General features: G+C 71.9%; 13 protein-coding genes. 7 read left to right on the forward strand and 6 right to left on the reverse strand.

Annotated features, from left to right (window positions below):
- Positions 1 to 21: 21 nt before the first annotated feature.
- The 3 genes from ACH4E7_RS01755 to ACH4E7_RS01765 form a co-directional block, all read right to left on the reverse strand.
- Positions 22 to 3,774, reverse strand: coding sequence for a multifunctional oxoglutarate decarboxylase/oxoglutarate dehydrogenase thiamine pyrophosphate-binding subunit/dihydrolipoyllysine-residue succinyltransferase subunit (locus ACH4E7_RS01755; RefSeq protein ID WP_396247003.1), 3,753 nt, complete (start codon positions 3,772 to 3,774; stop codon positions 22 to 24).
- A 287-nt stretch (positions 3,775 to 4,061) separates the two neighbouring features.
- Positions 4,062 to 5,192 (reverse strand): sensor histidine kinase, encoded by a 1,131-nt coding sequence (locus ACH4E7_RS01760; RefSeq protein WP_396247004.1) that lies wholly within the window; start codon positions 5,190 to 5,192, stop codon positions 4,062 to 4,064.
- 82 nt (positions 5,193 to 5,274) lie between these two features.
- Positions 5,275 to 6,012: a response regulator transcription factor gene (locus tag ACH4E7_RS01765; RefSeq protein WP_181970677.1), complete on the reverse strand. Its 738-nt coding sequence runs from the start codon at positions 6,010 to 6,012 to the stop codon at positions 5,275 to 5,277.
- Between the two features lie 561 nt (positions 6,013 to 6,573).
- Between ACH4E7_RS01765 and ACH4E7_RS01770 the strand changes: the two genes are divergently transcribed.
- The 4 genes from ACH4E7_RS01770 to ACH4E7_RS01785 all read left to right on the forward strand — a co-directional run bounded on the left by ACH4E7_RS01770 (position 6,574) and on the right by ACH4E7_RS01785 (position 11,970).
- Entirely contained in the window at positions 6,574 to 7,422 is an 849-nt protein-coding gene (locus ACH4E7_RS01770; protein ID WP_396247005.1) for a rhomboid-like protein, read from the forward strand.
- 162 nt (positions 7,423 to 7,584) lie between these two features.
- Positions 7,585 to 9,987 carry an endopeptidase La gene (gene lon / locus ACH4E7_RS01775; protein ID WP_396247006.1) on the forward strand — a complete coding sequence of 801 codons (2,403 nt, stop codon included), beginning with the start codon at positions 7,585 to 7,587 and terminating at the stop codon, positions 9,985 to 9,987.
- 56 nt (positions 9,988 to 10,043) lie between these two features.
- Complete coding sequence (locus tag ACH4E7_RS01780; RefSeq protein WP_396247007.1) at positions 10,044 to 10,583, forward strand: GtrA family protein; 540 nt, start codon at positions 10,044 to 10,046, stop codon at positions 10,581 to 10,583.
- A 163-nt stretch (positions 10,584 to 10,746) separates the two neighbouring features.
- Entirely contained in the window at positions 10,747 to 11,970 is a 1,224-nt protein-coding gene (locus ACH4E7_RS01785; RefSeq protein ID WP_396247008.1) for an ROK family protein, read from the forward strand.
- Positions 11,971 to 12,050: 80 nt separating this feature from the next.
- Here the strand turns inward: ACH4E7_RS01785 and ACH4E7_RS01790 are convergent, their stop codons facing one another.
- Positions 12,051 to 13,115 (reverse strand): ABC transporter permease, encoded by a 1,065-nt coding sequence (locus ACH4E7_RS01790; RefSeq protein ID WP_396247009.1) that lies wholly within the window; start codon positions 13,113 to 13,115, stop codon positions 12,051 to 12,053.
- A gap of 115 nt (positions 13,116 to 13,230) precedes the next feature.
- On the opposite strand from ACH4E7_RS01790, the gene ACH4E7_RS01795 reads away from it, so the two are divergent.
- Both ACH4E7_RS01795 and ACH4E7_RS01800 read left to right on the forward strand, forming a co-directional pair.
- Positions 13,231 to 13,677, forward strand: coding sequence for a MarR family winged helix-turn-helix transcriptional regulator (locus tag ACH4E7_RS01795; RefSeq protein WP_396247146.1), 447 nt, complete (start codon positions 13,231 to 13,233; stop codon positions 13,675 to 13,677).
- A gap of 130 nt (positions 13,678 to 13,807) precedes the next feature.
- Complete coding sequence (locus ACH4E7_RS01800; protein WP_396247010.1) at positions 13,808 to 15,355, forward strand: MDR family MFS transporter; 1,548 nt, start codon at positions 13,808 to 13,810, stop codon at positions 15,353 to 15,355.
- 78 nt (positions 15,356 to 15,433) lie between these two features.
- Here ACH4E7_RS01800 and ACH4E7_RS01805 read toward each other — a convergent pair whose 3' ends face one another.
- Positions 15,434 to 15,679 (reverse strand): hypothetical protein, encoded by a 246-nt coding sequence (locus tag ACH4E7_RS01805; protein WP_396247011.1) that lies wholly within the window; start codon positions 15,677 to 15,679, stop codon positions 15,434 to 15,436.
- Between the two features lie 26 nt (positions 15,680 to 15,705).
- Positions 15,706 to 16,890 carry an anion permease gene (locus ACH4E7_RS01810; protein ID WP_396247012.1) on the reverse strand — a complete coding sequence of 395 codons (1,185 nt, stop codon included), beginning with the start codon at positions 16,888 to 16,890 and terminating at the stop codon, positions 15,706 to 15,708.
- A 341-nt stretch (positions 16,891 to 17,231) separates the two neighbouring features.
- On the opposite strand from ACH4E7_RS01810, the gene ACH4E7_RS01815 reads away from it, so the two are divergent.
- Positions 17,232 to 18,821, forward strand: coding sequence for an NlpC/P60 family protein (locus tag ACH4E7_RS01815; RefSeq protein WP_396247013.1), 1,590 nt, complete (start codon positions 17,232 to 17,234; stop codon positions 18,819 to 18,821).
- Positions 18,822 to 18,854 lie beyond the last annotated feature (33 nt).

The following is an 18,854-nucleotide window of genomic DNA, read 5'->3' on the forward strand; positions in this document are numbered from 1 at the left end:
GCGGTGCGGGGCCTCAGCGCGTCAGAGCGCGAAGACCTCCTCGATCAGCGCCTGCTGTTCGGCGGCGTGGCGCTTGGCGGAGCCGACCGCGGGGGACGAGGCCGTGGTGCGGGCGACGCGGCGCAGGCGGGAGCCGCCGGCGCTGCGGCCGATGACGACCTGCAGGTGGTCGACCAGGTTCATCGCGATGAACGGCCAGGCACCCTGGTTGTCCGGCTCCTCCTGTGCCCAGACGAACTGGACGTTGTCGCCGTAGCGGGCCAGTTCCTCCTGGAGCTCGGCCACCGGCAGCGGGTAGAGCCGCTCGACCCGGACGATCGCGGTGTCGGTGACGCCGCGCTCGGTGCGGGCGGCCTCCAGGTCGTAGTAGAACTTGCCGGCGGTGATGACCACCTTGCGGACCTGCGCCGGGTCGACGGTGGTGTCGCCGATGACCGGGCGGAACGAGCCGGACAGGAACTCCTCGGTCGCACTGGCCGCGGCCTTCAGACGCAGCATCGACTTCGGGGTGAAGACGACCAGCGGCTTGTGGTGCGGGTTGTGCGCCTGCCAGCGCAGCAGGTGGAAGTAGTTCGACGGCAGGGTCGGCATGGCGACCGTCATGTTGTTCTGCGCGCACAGCTGGAGGAAGCGCTCCGGGCGGGCGGAGGAGTGGTCCGGGCCCTGGCCCTCGTAGCCGTGCGGCAGGAGCAGGGTGACGCCGGAGTGCTGGCCCCACTTCTGCTCGGCGGAGGCGATGTACTCGTCCACCATGGTCTGCGCGCCGTTGACGAAGTCACCGAACTGCGCCTCCCACATGACCAGCGCGTTCGGGCGGGTCAGCGAGTAGCCGTACTCGAAGCCCATGGCCGCGTACTCCGACAGCAGGCTGTCGTAGACGGTGTAGCGGGCCTGGTCCTCGGTGAGGTACTGCAGCGGGGTGTAGTCCTCGCCGGTCTTGCGGTCGATCAGGACGGCGTGGCGCTGGCCGAAGGTGCCGCGGCGGCTGTCCTGGCCGGCCAGGCGGACGGGGTGGCCCTCCATGAGCAGTGAGCCGATGGCGAGGGTTTCGCCCATCGCCCAGTCGATGGTGTTGTCCTCGACCGAGCCGGCGCGGCGCTGCAGCTGCGGCAGCAGGCGCGGGTGGACGGTCAGCCAGTCCGGGTGGTTGACCTGGGAGGCGGCGATCCGCTTGACCATCTCCTGGGAGATGCCGGTCTGGATGGAGACCGGGAAGTCGGCGACGGGCTTGCCGGCGCCGGCCGCGGCGGGTGCCTGGGCGGCGTCGCGGACCTCGGCGAAGACCTTCTCCAGCTGGCCCTGGAAGTCCTGGAGCGCCTGCTCCGCCTCTTCCATGGTGATGTCGCCGCGACCGATCAGGCCCTCGGTGTACAGCTTGCGCACCGAGCGCTTCTTGTCGATCAGGTCGTACATCAGCGGCTGGGTGAACGACGGGTTGTCGGCCTCGTTGTGACCGCGGCGGCGGTAGCAGATGAGGTCGATCACCACGTCCTTGTGGAACTCCTGGCGGAACTCGAAGGCCAGTCGCGCGACGCGGACCACGGCCTCCGGGTCGTCGCCGTTCACGTGGAAGATCGGGGCCTCAATCATGCGGGCCACGTCGGTGCAGTACATCGAGGAGCGCGAGGACGCCGGGGCGGCGGTGAAGCCGACCTGGTTGTTGACCACGACGTGCACGGTGCCGCCGGTGCGGTAGCCGCGCAGCTGCGACATGTTCAGGGTCTCCGCGACGACGCCCTGGCCGGCGAAGGCCGCGTCGCCGTGGATCTGGATCGGCAGCACCGGGAAGGTGGTGCCGCCCTGGTCCAGGATGTCCTGCTTGGCGCGGGCGATGCCCTCGACGACCGGGTCCACGGCCTCCAGGTGGGAGGGGTTCGCGGCGAGGGAGACCTTGATGGTCTCGCCGTCCAGGCCGGTGAAGGTGCCCTCGGCGCCCAGGTGGTACTTGACGTCGCCGGAGCCGTGCATCGACTTCGGGTCGAGGTTGCCCTCGAACTCGCCGAAGATCTTGCCGTACGGCTTGCCGACGATGTTGGCCAGCACGTTCAGGCGCCCGCGGTGGGCCATGCCGATGACGGCCTCGTCGAGGCGGTGCTCGGCGGCGGAGTCGATGGTCGCGTCCAGCAGCGCGATCAGCGACTCACCGCCCTCCAGCGAGAAGCGCTTCTGGCCGACGTACTTGGTCTGCAGGAACGTCTCGAAGGCCTCGGCCGAGTTCAGGCGGCGCAGGATCCGCAGCTGCTCCTCGCGTTCGGGCTTGGAGTACGGCTTCTCCAGGCGTTCCTGCAGCCACTTGCGCTGCTTCGGGTCCTGGATGTGCATGTACTCGATGCCGACGGTGCGGCAGTAGGTGTTGCGCAGCAGGCCGAGGATGTCGCGCAGCTTCATCATCTTGTGGCCGCCGAAGCCGCCGACCGCGAATTCGCGCTCCAGGTCCCACAGGGTGAGGCCGTGCGTGGTGACGTCCAGGTCGGGGTGCTTGCGCTGCTTGTACTCCAGCGGGTCGGTGTCGGCCATCAGGTGGCCGCGGACCCGGTAGGAGTGGATGAGCTCCATGACGCGGGCGGTCTTGTTGACCTCGTCGTCGTGGGTGGTGGCGACGTCGGTGGCCCAGCGGACCGGCTCGTAGGGGATCCGCAGCGACTCGAAGATCTCGTCGTAGAAGCCGTTCTCGCCGAGCAGCAGGCGGTGGATCTCGCGCAGGAACTCGCCGGACGCCGCGCCCTGGATGACGCGGTGGTCGTAGGTCGAGGTCAGCGTCATGATCTTGGAGACGCCCAGGCGGGACAGGGTCTCCGGGGCGGAGCCCTGGAACTCGGCCGGGTACTCCATGGCGCCGACGCCGACGATGGTGCCCTGGTTCTGCATCAGGCGAGGCACGGAGTGCACGGTGCCGATGCCGCCGGGGTTGGTCAGCGAGACCGTGACGCCGGTGAAGTCGTCCATGGTCAGCTTGTTGGCACGGGCCCGGCGGACGATGTCCTCGTAGGCCTGCCAGAAGCCGAAGAAGTCGAGGGTCTCGGCCTTCTTGATGGCCGCGACGACGAGCTGGCGGTCGCCGTTGGGCTTGACCAGGTCGATGGCCAGGCCGAGGTTGACGTGCTCGGGCTTGACCAGGAAGGCCTTGCCGTCCTCCACCTTGTAGCTGTGGTTCATGCCCGGGGCGGCCTTGATGGCCTGGACCAGGGCGTAACCGATCAGGTGGGTGAAGGAGACCTTGCCGCCGCGGGCGCGCTGCAGGTGGTTGTTGATGACGATGCGGTTGTCGATCAACAGCTTCGCCGGGACGGCGCGGACCGAGGTCGCGGTCGGCACCTCCAGCGACGCGTCCATGTTGGTGGCGACGGCCTTCGCCGGGCCGCGCAGCTGGACCAGCTCGGGGCCGGCCGGCGCGGCGGCCGGGGCCGGGGCAGCGGCGGCCTTGGGGGCCGGGGGCGCGGCGGCGAGCGGGGCGGCAACCGGGGCCGGGGCGGCCGGGGCGGGCGCGGGTGCGGCCGGAGCAGCAGCGGCGGGCGCGGGTGCGGCCGGAGCAGCAGCGGCGGGCGCGGGGGCAGCGGCAGGGGTCGGCGTGGGGCCGGCCTGGGTCGCGGCCTGGGTCACTGGGGTCACCTCGGTACCGGGCTTGTAGTCGGCGAAAAAGTCCCACCAGGCTCGGTCGACCGAGTTCGGGTCCTGGAGGTACTGCTGGTAGATCTCATCGACGAGCCACTCATTGGGGCCGAAGCCAGTGGAGCTTGCCGAGCTGTTGGGGGTTTCAGGGGACTGTGGCGACACGGCGGCAACCGCCCTCTTCCGCTTCCTTTTGGGATGTTTGGACAGCGGGGATTAAGGCTACGCCCCTGACCAGTGATCGCGCAGTCCCCGGGCCCCAGGCGTCGCCCAGATCACAGTCCTGACCTGCGGTTTGGCTGAAAAACTACGTTAGAAAGCCGTATCTGAGGGGAACCGATCAGGCCCGATCGGCCCCCATATCCGGGCGAAACCGGACAAAGTCGCAGTCGAATCGTCCGACGATCTTCGTATGCGTCTGTGTCGGATCTGTGACAAATGTCCCGGCCCGCTCAGTGCTGCCCGGGCAGCCGGACCTCGATCCGGCAGCCGCTCGGCGACTCGGCCACGGCGATCCGTCCGCCGTGCAGGTCCACCGCCCAGCGGGCGATGGCCAGGCCCAGTCCGGTGCCGCCGTCCGCGCCCGGACCGGACGCGGTGGCGGTGCCGCTGCGGCTGAACCGCTCGAAGACCCGGGAGCGGTCGGCCGGCGGGATGCCCGGGCCCTCGTCCTGGACCTCCAGCAGCAGGCCGCCCTCCTCGCCCTCGGGCCGGGCGCGCACGGTCACTGTGCCGCCGGGCGGGGAGTGCTTGCAGGCGTTGTCGACCAGGTTGGCGACCACCTGGTGGAGTCGTTCCGGGTCCGCGACGGCGGTCAGGCCGGACGGGTTGACCTCCAGGGCCAGCCGGACGTCGCCGCGCCGGGAGAACGCCCCGCCGGCCGTCGCGCCGTCCACGGTGACCCCGCGCAGCACGCCGTCCAGGAACTCGCGCACCTCGAAGGGGCGGGCGTCCAGGTCGACCACGCCGTCGTCGATCTTGGAGAGGTCCAGCAGGTGGGTGACCAGGCGGCCGAGCCGCTCGGTCTGCTCCAGCGCGGCCTCCAGGGTCGCCGGATTGGGCTGGACGACGCCGTCCACCACGTTCTCCAGCACGGCGCGCAGCGCGGCGATGGGCGTGCGCAGCTCGTGCGAGACGTTGGCGACCAGCTCGCGTCGGTGCTGGTCGGCGGCTTGCAGGTCGGCGGCCATGGCGTTGAAGGCGGCCGCCAGCTCGCCGATCTCGTCGCGCGAGTTCACCTCGACCCGGCGGCTGTAGTCGCCGGAGGCCATCGCGCGGGCGGCGTCCGTCATCTCGCGCAGGGGGGCGGTCAGCCCGTGCGCGAGGAACTGCATGAACAGCAGCGAGGCGATCATGGAGAAGACCATGATGATCCGGATCTGGGTCTCGGACCGGATCGCCACGACCACCATGCCGGTGGCCAGGAACACGGAGACGATCACCAGCAGGGCGAGCTTGCCCTTGATCGAGCGGACCGGGTCGAGCGGGCGGATGTCGGCCCAGACCCGGCGGACGGCGCGGGCGGCCAGCGTCTGCGAGCGCGCGCCGCCGGCGTCCCCGTTGCGTTGCTGTGGAAAGGTCATTGGTCCCTCGTGATCCCCGCGCGCGGCGCGGCGGTGTCGGGACACGGGCCCCCCGGTGGCCCGTCGCCCGAAGCTCCCGCCGTCAGGAGAGCGGGGCCTCCAGTGCGTAACCGACGCCGTGGACGGTGCGGATCCAGCTGGCGCCGATCTTGCGCCGGAGCGCCTTGACGTGGCTGTCGACGGTGCGGGTGCCGGACGCGTCGGTCCAGTCCCAGACCTCGGCCAGCAGCTGCTCGCGGGTGAGCACCGCGCGCGGCTGGGCGGCCAGGCAGGCGAGCAGGTCGAACTCGGTCGGCGTCAGGTGGACGTCGCCCGAGGCCAGCCGGACCCGGCGCTGCACGTGGTCGATCTCCAGCTCGCCGAAGCGCAGGCTGCCGAGCGCGGGCGTTCGGGCGGCCTGCTGGGCGCGCTCGACGCGGCGCAGCAGCACGTTGACCCGGGCGGCCAGTTCGCGCATCGAGAACGGCTTGGTCATGTAGTCGTCGGCGCCCACGCCGAGGCCGACCAGCAGGTCCGTCTCGTCGTCGCGCGCGGTCAGCATCAGTACCGGCACCGGGCGCTGTGCCTGGATCCGGCGGCACACCTCCAGGCCGTCGAAGCCGGGCAACATGATGTCCAGGACCACCAGGTCCGGCTGCCAGGTGTGGAAGCCGTCCACCGCGCCGGGCCCGTCGTGGGCCACGGCGACCTTGAAGCCCTCCGCGCCCAGTCGGGCCGCGATCGACTCGGCGATCGTGGGCTCGTCCTCCACCACCAGCACTCTGCGCTGGCTGCTCACCGTGCCACCGGCGTTGTGGTTGTCCTGCTGAATTTCTGTCACGGTCACGCCACCGCCCCCAGGGCTGCGGGCCGGCCACCTGTGGGGATGGCGGGGCTCCGCTCGTAGTCTTGTTCCGTCGTGGACTGTGCCGGGTCCGCCGTCCCGTCGCGCGCCCAGGAGAGTGGAGGACGGGTGGTCTCCCGTCCACGTCTCCCGCGCACATCGCAGCGTACGGACAGCGGATGCTTTCCGGCAGGTGGACCGGACGTTTCCGGCCCGTGGGCCGGCTGTCGGGCCGCCCTCGGACCCACTGCACGAGTGGGCACGGGCCGATACCTTACCCGGCGAATTTTCACGGCGTAACGGTACGTATGCAGTCGAGTTGACGCCAAGTCGCCGGTCAGAGGCCCTACTGACGCGTTAATAGGAAGAAGGTCTGGACCAATGTCGGGAATCCGGCCCCTCTTCGCGGAGACGGTCTTCACGGGCTTTTCTCAGGTGCCTCTCAGAACCTCGACGTACCGTGGGCACGACAACGCCCCGCCGGGCGGAATCGGGGCCGCGCGCCGGTACGTTGGCAGCGACGGGGGCCGGTGGCTGCGGGCGTGGAGCGGAGGCGGCATGGCTGGACTGCGGCGGGACGCCCACCGGGGCGCGCCCGCGGGGGTGCCGTACGGAATGCTCCGCCACGGGCTGCGCACCGGCGTCTTCGAGTGGCTGCTGGAACGGGTTCCGACACCCCGGCGCAACCCATTCACGCTCGGATATCTCGCCGTGGTGGGAGCCACCACGACCTTCGCCTCGGTCGCCGATCCGGAACTCGTCCGGCGACTGCAGGAGGCCTCCAGTTCGGACGGCCACAACCTGCTCCAGCATCCTTTGCGCGCTCTTGTGCTGAGCGGATTCTGGGTCGCCGGGGACGTGTGGATGCCGTACCTCTGGGGCTTCGCCTTCACCCTCGCGCCGCTGGAGCGCAGGGTCGGCCCGGTTCGGGCGGCCGCGGTGTTCGCGATCGGGCACATCGCCGCGACGCTGCTCTCCCAAGGGGTGGTGATCGCCGCGGTGGAGACCGGGCGGATGGCGCCCGAGGCGATGGACTACCTGGACATCGGGGTCAGCTACGGCGTGCTCGCCTGTCTGGGTGCGGTGGCCGGGCTGCTCCCGCGACGCGGCCGGCTGCTGGCGCTGGGTGGCGCCGGGCTGATGATCGTCCAGCAGATCGCCGCCGAGAAGGACGTGGTCACCGCCGTGGGGCACCCGGCCGCGGTGCTCGCCGGGGTGGCGTTGTGGCGCTGGCTGCGCGGGGCCCAGCGGCGCCCGCCCCGCCCGCGCCCGCGGTCGGCGACGGCCCCGGCGGCCGGGTCGGCCCCCGCCGCGGTGCGTGGCGGCGCGCGGCCGTCCGCCGTGCGCTGGGTCGTGTCTGAACAATTCCCGCCGGGCGCGCGACGCGAATTGTCGGACACGCCCTAGTCCCCACTTTCGGGGTGTCCCTTCCCCGCCTTTTTGACGGCGCGGCCCGCAGGTCCTTACCCCCCTCTCGCCGTTCGCTCACGGCGAACAAGATGCCGGGAACATCCGGTGCCAGCGAAGACTTAGTCAGGTCGACTCAAGTTCACTGACTGGGGAGAGATCATGGCATCGACGTCCACTCCGCTCACCCTGCCCGTGCTGCCACTCGACGACGAGGTCGTCCTCCCGGGCATGGTCGTCCCGCTGGACCTGAAGGACACCGAGGTGCGCGCCGCCGTCGAGGCCGCCCGCGCTGCGGCCACCGGCTCCGGAAAGCCGCAGGTCCTGCTGGTCCCGCGGGTGGACGGCTCGTACGCGGCGGCCGGCACGCTGGCCACCGTGGAGCAGGTCGGCCGCCTCGCGGACGGCGACCCGGCCGCGCTGGTGCGCGCCGTGCGCCGGGTCCGGATCGGGGTCGGCACCACCGGCCCCGGCGCCGCCCTCTGGGTGGAGACCGCGCCGTTCCGGGAGTCCTCGGTCGGCATGCCGGTGGCCGGGCGGGCCGCCGAGCTGGTCAAGGAGTACAAGGCACTGTCCACCCAGTGGCTGCGCAAGCGCGGCGCCTGGCAGATCGTCGACCGGGTGGCCCAGATCGAGGGCGTCGGCGAGCTCGCCGACAACATCGGCTACGCGCCCTTCGCCACCGCCGAGCAGAAGCTCAAGGTGCTGCTGGAGGCCGACCAGGTCGCCCGCCTGGAATACGCGCTGACCCTGCTGCGCGACCACCTCGCCGAGGAGGAGGTCAACGACACCATCCGTAAGGACGTCGAGGAGGGCGTGGCCAAGCAGCAGAAGGAGTTCCTGCTCCGCCGCCAGCTGGAGGCCGTCCGCAAGGAGCTGGCCGAGCTGAACGGCGATCCGGCCGACGAGGAGGGTGACTACCGCGCCCGGGTCGAGGCCGCCGACCTGCCCGAGAAGGTGCGCGAGGCCGCCCTCAAGGAGGTCTCCAAGCTGGAGCGGGCCAGCCAGGACGGGGCCCAGTCGCCGGAGGCCTCCTGGATCCGGACCTGGCTGGACACCGTCCTGGAGCTGCCCTGGAACGAGCGCACCGAGGACGAGTACGACATCGCCGGCGCCCGCGCCGTGCTGGACGCCGACCACGCGGGTCTCGGCGACGTGAAGGAGCGGATCGTCGAGTACCTGGCTGTCCGCAAGCGCCGGGCCGACCAGGGGCTCGGCCTCGTCGGCGGCCGCCGCGGCGGCGCGGTGTTGGCCCTGGTCGGCCCGCCCGGCGTCGGCAAGACCTCGCTCGGCGAGAGCGTGGCCCGCGCGATGGGCCGCACGTTCGTCCGGGTCGCGCTCGGCGGCGTCCGCGACGAGGCCGAGATCCGCGGCCACCGGCGCACCTACGTCGGCGCGCTGCCCGGCCGGCTGGTGCGGGCGATCAAGGAGGCCGGCTCGATGAACCCGGTCGTCCTGCTCGACGAGATCGACAAGGTCGGCTCCGACTACCGGGGCGACCCGGCCGCCGCCCTGCTGGAGGTGCTGGACCCGGCGCAGAACCACACCTTCCGGGACCACTACCTGGAGGTCGAGCTCGACCTCTCCGACGTCGTCTTCCTCGCCACCGCCAACGTGCTGGAAGCCATCCCCGAGCCGCTGCTCGACCGGATGGAGCTGGTCAGGCTCGACGGCTACACCGAGGACGAGAAGGTCGTCATCGCCCGCGACCACCTGCTCCCGCGCCAGCTGGAGAAGGCCGGCCTCGGCGGCGAGCAGGTCAGCGTGGACGAGGAGGCGTTGCGCAGGCTCGCCGGGGAGTACACGCGGGAGGCGGGCGTCCGCAACCTGGAGCGCTCGATCGCCCGGGTGCTGCGCAAGATCGCCGCACAGGCCGAGTTGGGCGAGCGCGAACTGCCCGCCGCGGTCGGCGCGGACGACCTGCGCGCCCTGATCGGCCGCCCGCACCACGTGCCGGAGTCCGCCCAGGAACCCGCCGAGCGGCGCACCGCCGTCCCCGGCGTGGCCACCGGCCTGGCGGTCACCGGCGCCGGCGGCGACGTCCTCTACATCGAGGCCTCGCTCGCGGACGCCGAGACCGGCGGCACCGGACTGACCCTGACCGGGCAGCTGGGCGACGTGATGAAGGAGTCCGCGCACATCGCGCTCTCCTTCCTGCGCTCGCGCGGCGCCGAGCTGGAGCTGCCGGCCACCTCGCTGCGCGACCGCGGCGTGCACCTGCACGTCCCGGCCGGGGCCGTCCCCAAGGACGGGCCGAGCGCCGGCATCACCATGACCACGGCGCTGGCCTCGCTGCTCTCCGGCCGCAAGGTGCGCACCGACGTGGCGATGACGGGCGAGGTGTCGCTGACCGGGCGGGTGCTGCCGATCGGCGGGGTGAAGCAGAAGCTGCTCGCCGCCGACCGGGCCGGGGTCACCACGGTGATCATCCCCAAGCGCAACGCGGCCGACCTGGACGACGTCCCGGCCGAGGTGCTGGAGCGGCTCACCGTCCACCCGGTGTCGGACGTGCGCGAGGTGCTGAAGCTGGCCCTGGAGCCGGCCGAGGTGCTGATCGCGGCATAGGGCCTGTCCGGACGGGCTCAAGGGCCGACGGCATCTCCGCGTGCCACACTGCGGAGATGCCGTCCCCCACGCAGCGCCTCCTGGCCCGGGTGCCGGCCCGGCTGCGCCCGCTCCTGCTACGGCACCGCCGGCTGGTGAAGTTCCTGCTGGTCGGCGGAAGCTGCTTCGTCCTCACCCTGGTGATCGACTTCGAGCTGAAGTTCACCGTCCTGGAGCACAAGCCGGTGGTCGCGCTGACGGTGGCGACGGTGATCGGCACCGTCGTCTCCTATGTGCTCAACCGCCGCTGGGCCTTCCGCACCGCCGGGCGTGGGCGGGAGGCCCTGCTGTTCTTCCTGGTCAGCGCGGTGGCGATCGCCGTCAACGACCTGCCGCTGGCGCTCTCCCGCTACGCCCTGGACCTGCGCGAGCCGTATGTCGACCCGCTCACCCAGGAGACCGCGGACTTCCTCAGCGGGATGGTCGTCGGGACCTTCGTCGCGATGCTGTTTCGCTTCTGGGCGATACAGCGCTGGGTCTTCACCGGGCCCGCGGAGGGGCCCTTCGACGGCAATCCCGGTTACGCTGCACCCGAGATGCCACGGGATGTGCCGTAAGACCGTGACGTGAGCGAGCGGAGCGAGCTCACCATCGAGAGGTGCGCGTTTCGCGAAGAGACCGCCGAGCGTAGCGAGGTGGGTGCGTGGGCGAGCGGAGCGAGGTCACCATTGAAGGGTGCGCGTTTCGCGAAGAGACCGCCGAGCGTAGCGAGGTGGGCGCATGAGCGTCATGCGCGGGGAGCCGGACGGCGTCCAGGCCGGGCCCGCCAGCCAGCAGGGGATGCGCCGGGCCAACCTGGCCCTGGTGCTGGGGGTGATCGCGCGCGGCCCGCGCTCGCGAGCCGAGGTGGCCGCCGAGACCGGGCTGACCAGGGCCGCGGTCTCCTCGCTCGCCGAACAGTTGATCTCCGCCGGCCTGGTCGTCGAGGAGGGCCCCGCCGCGCCCAGCGGCAAGGTCGGCCGCCCCGGCACCGCGCTCGGGCTCAACCCGCTCGGGCCCGGCGGCCTCGGCGCCGAGATCGGCGTCCGGCACCTGGGCGCCTGCGTGGTCGACCTGCGCGGGGAGGTCCGCGCCTGGCGGCGTCAGGAGATCGCCAACCGCGGCCGGCAGCCTGCCGCCGTGATGGCCGACCTGGGCCAGCTGGTGCGCTCCGCCGTCGCCGAGTCGGGCCTGCGCCCGGCCGGACTGACCCTGGCGGTGCCCGGACTGGTCAGCGGTAGCGGGGTGCTCCAGCGGGCCGCCAACCTCGGCTGGCAGGACGTCCCGCTGGCCCCCGAACTGCGCGCGGCGCTGCGTACGGCCGGGGACGGCCTGGCCGAGCTGCCGGTCCAGGCGGACAACGAGGCCAACCTCGGCGGACTGGCCGAACGGTGGCTGGACGAGCGCCCGGAGGACTTCCTCTACGTCTCCGCCGAGGCCGGGGTCGGCGCGGCGATCGTGGTCGGCGGCCGGCTGCTGCGCGGCGCGCGCGGTTACGCGGGCGAGTTCGGTCACATCCCCGTCCACCCGGAGGGGCCGCGCTGCGCCTGCGGGGCGCGCGGTTGCCTGGAGCAGTACGCGGGTGAGGCGGCGGTGCTGCGGGCGGCCGGGCTGACCAGCACGCGCGGTGACTGGGTGCCCCTGCTGGCCGAACGGGCCGGGGGCGGGGACGAGTCGGCCCGGGCGGCGCTGGCCGGGGCCGGTTCGGCGCTCGGCATCGCGGCCGCCGGGGCGGTCAACCTGCTGGATCCGGCCGAGGTGGTGCTGGGCGGCGGCTACGCCCGGCTGGCGCCCTGGCTGCTGCCGGCGATGCGGCGCGAGCTGGCCGCCCGGGTGACGGTGCGGCCCTGGGCGGAGGACCGGCTGATCGTCTCAAAGCTCGGCCGGCGCGGGTCGCTGCTGGGCGCGGCGGTCGGCGTGGTGCGTGCCATCGTCGCCGACCCGGGACCGCTCGCGGGCGGCTGAGAGCCGCGCACCCGGGACACGACCGAGCCCCCGGCCAGGGCAGCCGGGGGCTCAGTCGGATGCTGTGAGACTCAGGAGGCTCAGGCCTCGACGGTCTCGGCGGTCTCGGCACTCTCGGCGACGATCTCGCGGCCGCCGGAGCGCGGGCCGCGCAGCACGGCCAGGAAGGCGACGCCGACGCCGACCAGTGCCCAGATCACCAGGACCAGGATCGGCATGCCCAGGTTGGTGGACTCGAAGTAGGCGATGGACTTGGTGGCGCTGGTGCCGGCGCCGTTCGGGATCAGCGAGCCGATCGCCCGCCAGAACGGCGGCATCATCGGGGCCGGGTAGACGCCGCCGGCGCTCGGGTTGCCCAGCACCACGAAGACCAGCACCGCGAGGCCGATGCCGAGGACGTCGAACAGGCATTGCAGCGCCATGGTGAACGCGCCGACCGTGAACACCACCAGGGCGCCGATGGCGGTCAGGGCCAGGGTCGAGCCGGGCAGCGCGTCCAGGACCGGCCCGGCGATGATCGTGCCGCCGAGGCCGGCGCCGACCGAGTACAGGGCCAGGACGCCGAGGCGGATCAGCAGGCGGTGGACGTTGGCCGGCTTGGAGCCGGCGCTGATGCCGAGGATCGAGGCGACCAGGTAGCCGCCGACGCACCAGCCGATGACCAGGTAGAAGGCGGACAGGCCGTTGGTGTCGCCCTTGGCCAGCGGGACGACGTCCTCGACCTTGACCGTGCGGCCCTGGGCCTTGTCCAGCGTGGTGGTGACGGCCTCGGCGGCCTTGGCGGCGGAGGTGCCGCGGGCGCTGCCGACCAGCAGGGTGTCCTCGGCGCCGGTCGGGTTCACGACCAGCGCGGCGTAGATCTTCTGGTCCTTGATCTGCTGGGTCGCCGCGTCGGCGTCCGGCGCGGTGACGGGCTTGACGGCCTCGTCCGGCACCGACTCCAGGGCCGCCACCAGCTTCGGCGTGATCTGCGGCGGGGCGACCACCGCGATCGACAGCTTGTGCGGGGTCGGGTGGTGCAGCGCCCCGACGTACGAGGTGATGAAGCCGAGCTGCAGCAGCAGCACGCCCATCACGAGCAGTGCCGCACGCGGTGTGACCGCGCCCTTCAGTTCCGCGACGAAACCCTGCCCCGGGGCGGCCATCCACATCTCCTTGCGTATCGGGGGAAAACGGATACTTAATACCATGAAATAGTTGGCTTGTCTCAACTTCCGGGCCGGTATCCGGCCACCGCGGCTGGGCGATACTGGCGCCGTGATGGACGAGGAAGCCCTGGTGGCGGTGGAGCGCGAGGTCGGGCTGATGTTCCGGCGGGGCCGCGCCAGAGTGGCGGAACTCTCACGTCGGGTGCACCCCGAACTGGAGGGCATGGCGTACAGCATGCTCGCCTACATCGAGCAGGCCGGGCGGGTGCGGGTGACGGACGTCGGCGTGCACTTCGCGGTCGGCAAGGCCACGGTGAGCCGGCAGATCCGCGCGCTGGAGGAGCTCGGCCTGGTCGCCCGGGAGGCGGACCCGCTGGACCGCCGGGCCGCCCTGGTCTCGCTGACCGAGGGCGGGCGCGAGCGCTACCGGGCCGCCTACGGCGTACGGATGCGGCGGATGCGCGAGGTGATGGGCGGGTGGTCGCGGGAGGACGTGGTCCGCTTCGCGGACCTGCTGCACCGCTTCAACGACGTGCTGGGGGAGCCGCCCGCGGAGTGATCGGGCCTCGCTCGGGGGACTTTGCTCCGGCTTGAAGAAAGTTGCCTTAGTCAACCATTCGGCCTATGGTTGCTTAAGGCAACGAATTTGTCTGCCCGCGCATCCCCACCCCTCCCACCGAAGGACCCAGATGACCGTCACAGCCGAGGCGGCAGCCGGAGCCGTCGTCGACGACCAGCCGATGGCCCACCGGCAGGTGATGGAGGCGCTGTCCGGCCTGCTGCTCGGCCTGTTCGTGGCCGTGCTCTCGTCGACCGTCGTCTCCAACGCCCTGCCGCACATCCTCACCGACCTGCACGGCGGCCAGTCCGCCTACACCTGGGTGATCACCGCCGCGCTGCTCACCCTGACCGCCTCCACCCCGATCTGGGGCAAGCTCTCCGACCTCGCCAGCAAGAAGCTGCTGCTGCAGATCGCCCTGCTGATCTACATCGCCACCTCCGCGCTGGCCGGCCTCTCGCAGAACACCGGTGAGCTGATCGCCTGCCGCGCCCTGCAGGGCGTCGGCGCCGGGGGTGTGGTCGCGCTCGGTCAGATCTGCCTGGCCGCGATGGTCCCGCCGCGCGAGCGCGGCCGCTACAGCGGTTACTTCGGCGCGGTCTTCGCGCTGGCCACCATCGGCGGCCCGCTGATCGGCGGCGTCATCGTGGACACCTCCTGGCTGGGCTGGCGCTGGTGCTTCTACGTCGGCATCCCGTTCGCGCTGGCCGCGATCCTGGTGGTGCAGCGCACTCTCAAGCTGCCGGTGGTCAAGCGCCCGGCGAAGATCGACTACCTGGGCGCGCTGGTCATCACCGGCGCCGTCAGCCTGCTGATGATCTGGATCACGCTGGCCGGCAAGAACTACGCCTGGCTGTCCTGGCAGACCGCGGCCATGGTCGGCGGCGGCCTGCTGCTGGGCGCCCTGGCGATCGTGGTCGAGCGCCGCGCCGCCGAGCCGATCATCCCGCCGGACCTCTTCAAGTACCGCACCGTCACCCTGGCCGCGATCGCCAGCGTGCTGGTCGGCGTCGGGATGTACGGCGCGACCACCTTCCTCAGCCAGTACTTCCAGCTGGCCCGGGCCAAGTCCCCGACCATGGCCGGTCTGATGACCCTGCCGATGATCATCGGTCTGGCGGTCTCCTCCGCCGTGGCCGGCCGACTGATCACCAAGTACGGCAAGTGGAAGGCCTACCTGGTCTCCGGCACCGCGTTGCTCGCGATCGGGTTCGGCCTGCTCGGTACCGCCCGGGTCGACACCGCCTACGGGCTGCTCTCCGTCTACATGGCGATCACCGGCATCGGCCTCGGCCTGACCAGTCAGAACCTGGTGCTCGCGGTGCAGAACACGGTGCCCCGGCACGAGCTCGGCGCGGCCAGCTCCGTCGTCACCTTCTTCCGCACCATGGGCGGCGCGATGGGCGTCTCCGCGCTCGGCGCGCTGATGACCAACAAGGTCGGCGACTACCTGGCGGAGAACCTGGCCGCGGCGCACATCCCGGCCGGGCACGCGGCGGCCGGCGGCGGCATCCCGGACCTGCACAAGCTGCCGGCCCCGATCCTCCCGCTGGTGACGGACGCCTTCGGCCACGGCGTCGGCACCGTCTTCCTGTGGGCCGCCCCGTTCGCGGCGCTGTCCTTCGTCACCGTGCTGTTCATCCGGGAGACCGCGCTGAAGACCACCCAGGAGAACTGACCGGCGGGCCGGGATACGCGAAACGGGCCGGGGAGTGTCGAAACACTCCCCGGCCCGTTCGGCGTTCGGCTCCCCGCCCTACGGTGCGGCGATCAGCACCAGGCCGTAGATCACGGCCGCGGCGCAGAGCGCGAAGCAGGCGTACGCGCCGGCCAGCAGGGCGGGCTTGGCGCCGCCGGAGGCCTGGCCGCCCTCGCGGGCGCTCAGCGCGGCCTCGCGACGGGACAGCGCCAGGATGCCGAGGGCGAAGACGGCGACCACGGCGACGGTGACGCCGAAGCTGACGCCGGCGGTCTGGGCCAGGGCGTTCCACTTGATGTGCATGGTGAGTGCTCCTCAGCCGGCGGCGCTCAGGCCGCGACCGTGGTCGAGGCGGGGGTGGGGGCGGCGTTCGCCGGGGTGCCGGTGGCGACCTCGACGGGGGTGACCTCGACGACGTCGTTGACGTTGTCCGCGCCGACCGGCTGGCGGCGGGACATCATCCACATCGCGCCCGAACCGGCCACCAGCGCGGCGCCGACCAGGGCGATGCCCCAGGTGCCCTGCCGGGCCACCAGGGCCGCGCAGCCGGAGACCAGCGCGGCGGCCGGCAGGGTCAGGCCCCAGGTGTAGACCATGCGGCGGACCATGCTCCAGCGCAGCTCGCCCTTCGGGCCGCCGAGGCCGGCGCCCATGATGCCGCCGGAGCAGACCTGGGTGGTGGAGAGGCCGAAGCCCATGTGCGAGGAGGTCAGGATGACGGTCGCGGCGGCCGACTCGGAGGCGAAGCCCTGCGGCGGGCGGATGTCCGCCAGGCCCTTGCCCATCGAGCGGATGATCCGCCAGCCGCCCATGTAGGTGCCGAGCGCGATCGCGGCGCCGGCCGAGACGATCACCCAGGTGGGGGGCAGCGCGCCGTGCGGCAGGGCGCCGACCGAGACCAGGGTCAGGGTGATGATGCCCATCGTCTTCTGGGCGTCGTTGGTGCCGTGCGCGAGCGAGATCAGCGAGGAGGAGAAGACCTGGCCGGCCTTGAAGCCCTTCTCGGTGGCCGCGGTGTCGCCCTTGCGGGTGATCGCGTACGCCAGCTTGGTGGCGCCCCAGGAGGCGAGGCCGGCGACGAAGGGGGAGGCGACCGCCGGGATGATGATCTTGGTGATCACGGTGTCGAAGTTGACGCCGTTCATGCCGACGCCGACGATCGTGGCGCCGATCAGCCCGCCGTACAGGGCGTGCGAGGAACTGGACGGCAGACCCCGCAGCCAGGTCAGCAGATTCCAGAGGATCGCTCCGGCCAGTGCGGCGAAGATGATCTCGGGGTGGACGCCGGCCTTCTCGTTGACGATGCCACCGGAGATGGTGGTGGCGACCTTCACGGACAGGAACGCGCCCGCGAAGTTGAGCAGGGCCGCGATGGTGACCGCGACCTTCGGACGAAGGGCCCCGGTCGCGATCGCGGTGGCGGCCGCGTTGGCGGTGTCGTGGAACCCGTTGGTGAAGTCGAAGGCGAGCGCCGTGATGATCACAACGGCCACCAGGAACGAGATGTGTTCCATACCCAAACAATCGTCGTAGTTGTCGCACGGACGTTGATGACGTCGCGACCGTAGGTCTGTTGGGTAAACGGAAGGTGAACTGAGCCGGGAATCGTGGTTCCGCTGGTGGCTCAGCGGTGGCCGGAAGCTTTCGGAGAGGTGACCTGGACCGCGCTGAGCTGGACATTAGCGAAGAACGCCCTGCTTCGCCCACGTTTGCTGAGAGCTGTCTCACAGATCAATCGAGAATTAACCTCCAGGTACGCGTGCGCTCTGTTTCCGACGAGTAACCCATGGGAGGATCTGCGGGATCCGGCAGGGTCACGGACAGTGCAGGAACAGGCGGGCGGGGAGGACCACCCATGGGCGGGGCTGGACAGCGCACGGAGACGGCAGGCGTACGTCCCTGGGTACGAGCGGCACTTCGGTGCGGAGCCGTCCTCGCGGCCGCCGCACTCGCCCTGCCGACGGCCGCTCAGGCCGCCTACGCCGCACCCGACCCGGGGGCGGGCGTATCGGCGGCGCCCGGGACGGACCCGCTGGCCGCCGCCAAGGCCACCCTCGGGCCGCTGCTCGACCGGCTGCACGCGCTGTACCAGAGCGCCGAGGCCGCGACCGAGCAGTACAACGGGGCGGTGGCGAAGGTCGCCGAGCAGCAGGCCTCGCTCACCGACCTCCAGGGGAAGCTGGACCGGCAGCAGAAGCAGGTCGACACCGGCACGGACATCGCCGCCCAGCTCGCCGCCGCCCAGTACCGCAACGGCTCCGCCTCCGCCTACGCCGAACTGCTGCTCTCCAAGGACCCGTACGAGGCGGTCACCATCGCCGAGCTGCTGGCCGCGGCCAGCCGGTCGCAGTCCGAGTTCCTGGACCGGCTGAAGGCCGACCGGGACGCGCTCGACGGGCTGAAGAAGCAGACCGAGGAGGCGCTGAAGACCTCCCAGGCGCTGGTCGCCCAGCAGGACGCCGCCAAGGCCAAGGTCGCCACCGACCTCGCCTCGGTCAAGCAGCTGGTCTCCTCGCTGACCGGCGCACAGCGCTCCGAGCTGGAGCAGGTGGAGAAGGCCAAGGCCGACGAGGCCCAGCTCGCCTTCCTCGCCTCCGGCGCCCTCGGCAAGGGCGAGCGCACTCCCTCGCTGAACGGGCGCGGGGCGGTGGCCTTCGCACTGGCGCAGGTGGGGAAGCCGTACCTGTGGGGCGGCATCGGCCCGGACTCCTACGACTGCTCCGGCCTCACCTCGCAGGCCTGGCTGCACGCCGGCAAGCCGATCCCGCGCACCAGCCAGGAGCAGTGGGCGCAGCTGCAGCACGTCCCGCTGAACCAGCTGCGGCCGGGCGACCTGGTGCTCTACTTCCAGGACGCCTCGCATGTCGCGATGTACATCGGCGGCGGGCTGATCGTCCAGGCCCCGCGGCCGGGAGCGTTCATCAAGGTCTCGCCGATCGGCTCGATGCCGATCCTCGGGGCCGTCCGGCCCGACCCGGACGGTGCGGCGGACGACGCCGGCGGCGCCTGGAAGGTGCCCGACCTGCCGAAGGGCTGGGACTCCGTCACCCCGATCGCGCCCAGCCCGGCCAACCAGGTCACGCCCACCCCCGCTCCGGGCAGCCCGGCGACCCAGCAGCCGACCGCCCCGGGCACGCCGACCGGCACGCCGTCCGGCACCGGCACGCCGTCGAACCCGGGCACGCCCACCGGCACCGGCACCCCGAGCAACCCGGGCACGCCGTCCGGCACCGGCACGCCGACCCAGACGCCGACGGGCACGCCGACCCAGACCCCGACCGGTACGCCGACCCAGACGCCGACGGGCACGCCGACCCAGACGCCGACCGGCAGTGCGACCCAGGCCCCGACGGGCACGGGCTCCCCGAGCACCACGGGCTCGGCCGGCGCCTCGGCCCCGGGCAGCGCGACGGCGACCCTGCCGCTGGGCGGCCTGCCGCACTGACGCGGTACGACGGAGGCCGCCCCACGTCCGGTG

The sequence above is a fragment of the Kitasatospora sp. NPDC018058 genome, from assembly GCF_044327205.1.
Lineage (GTDB): Bacteria > Actinomycetota > Actinomycetes > Streptomycetales > Streptomycetaceae > Kitasatospora.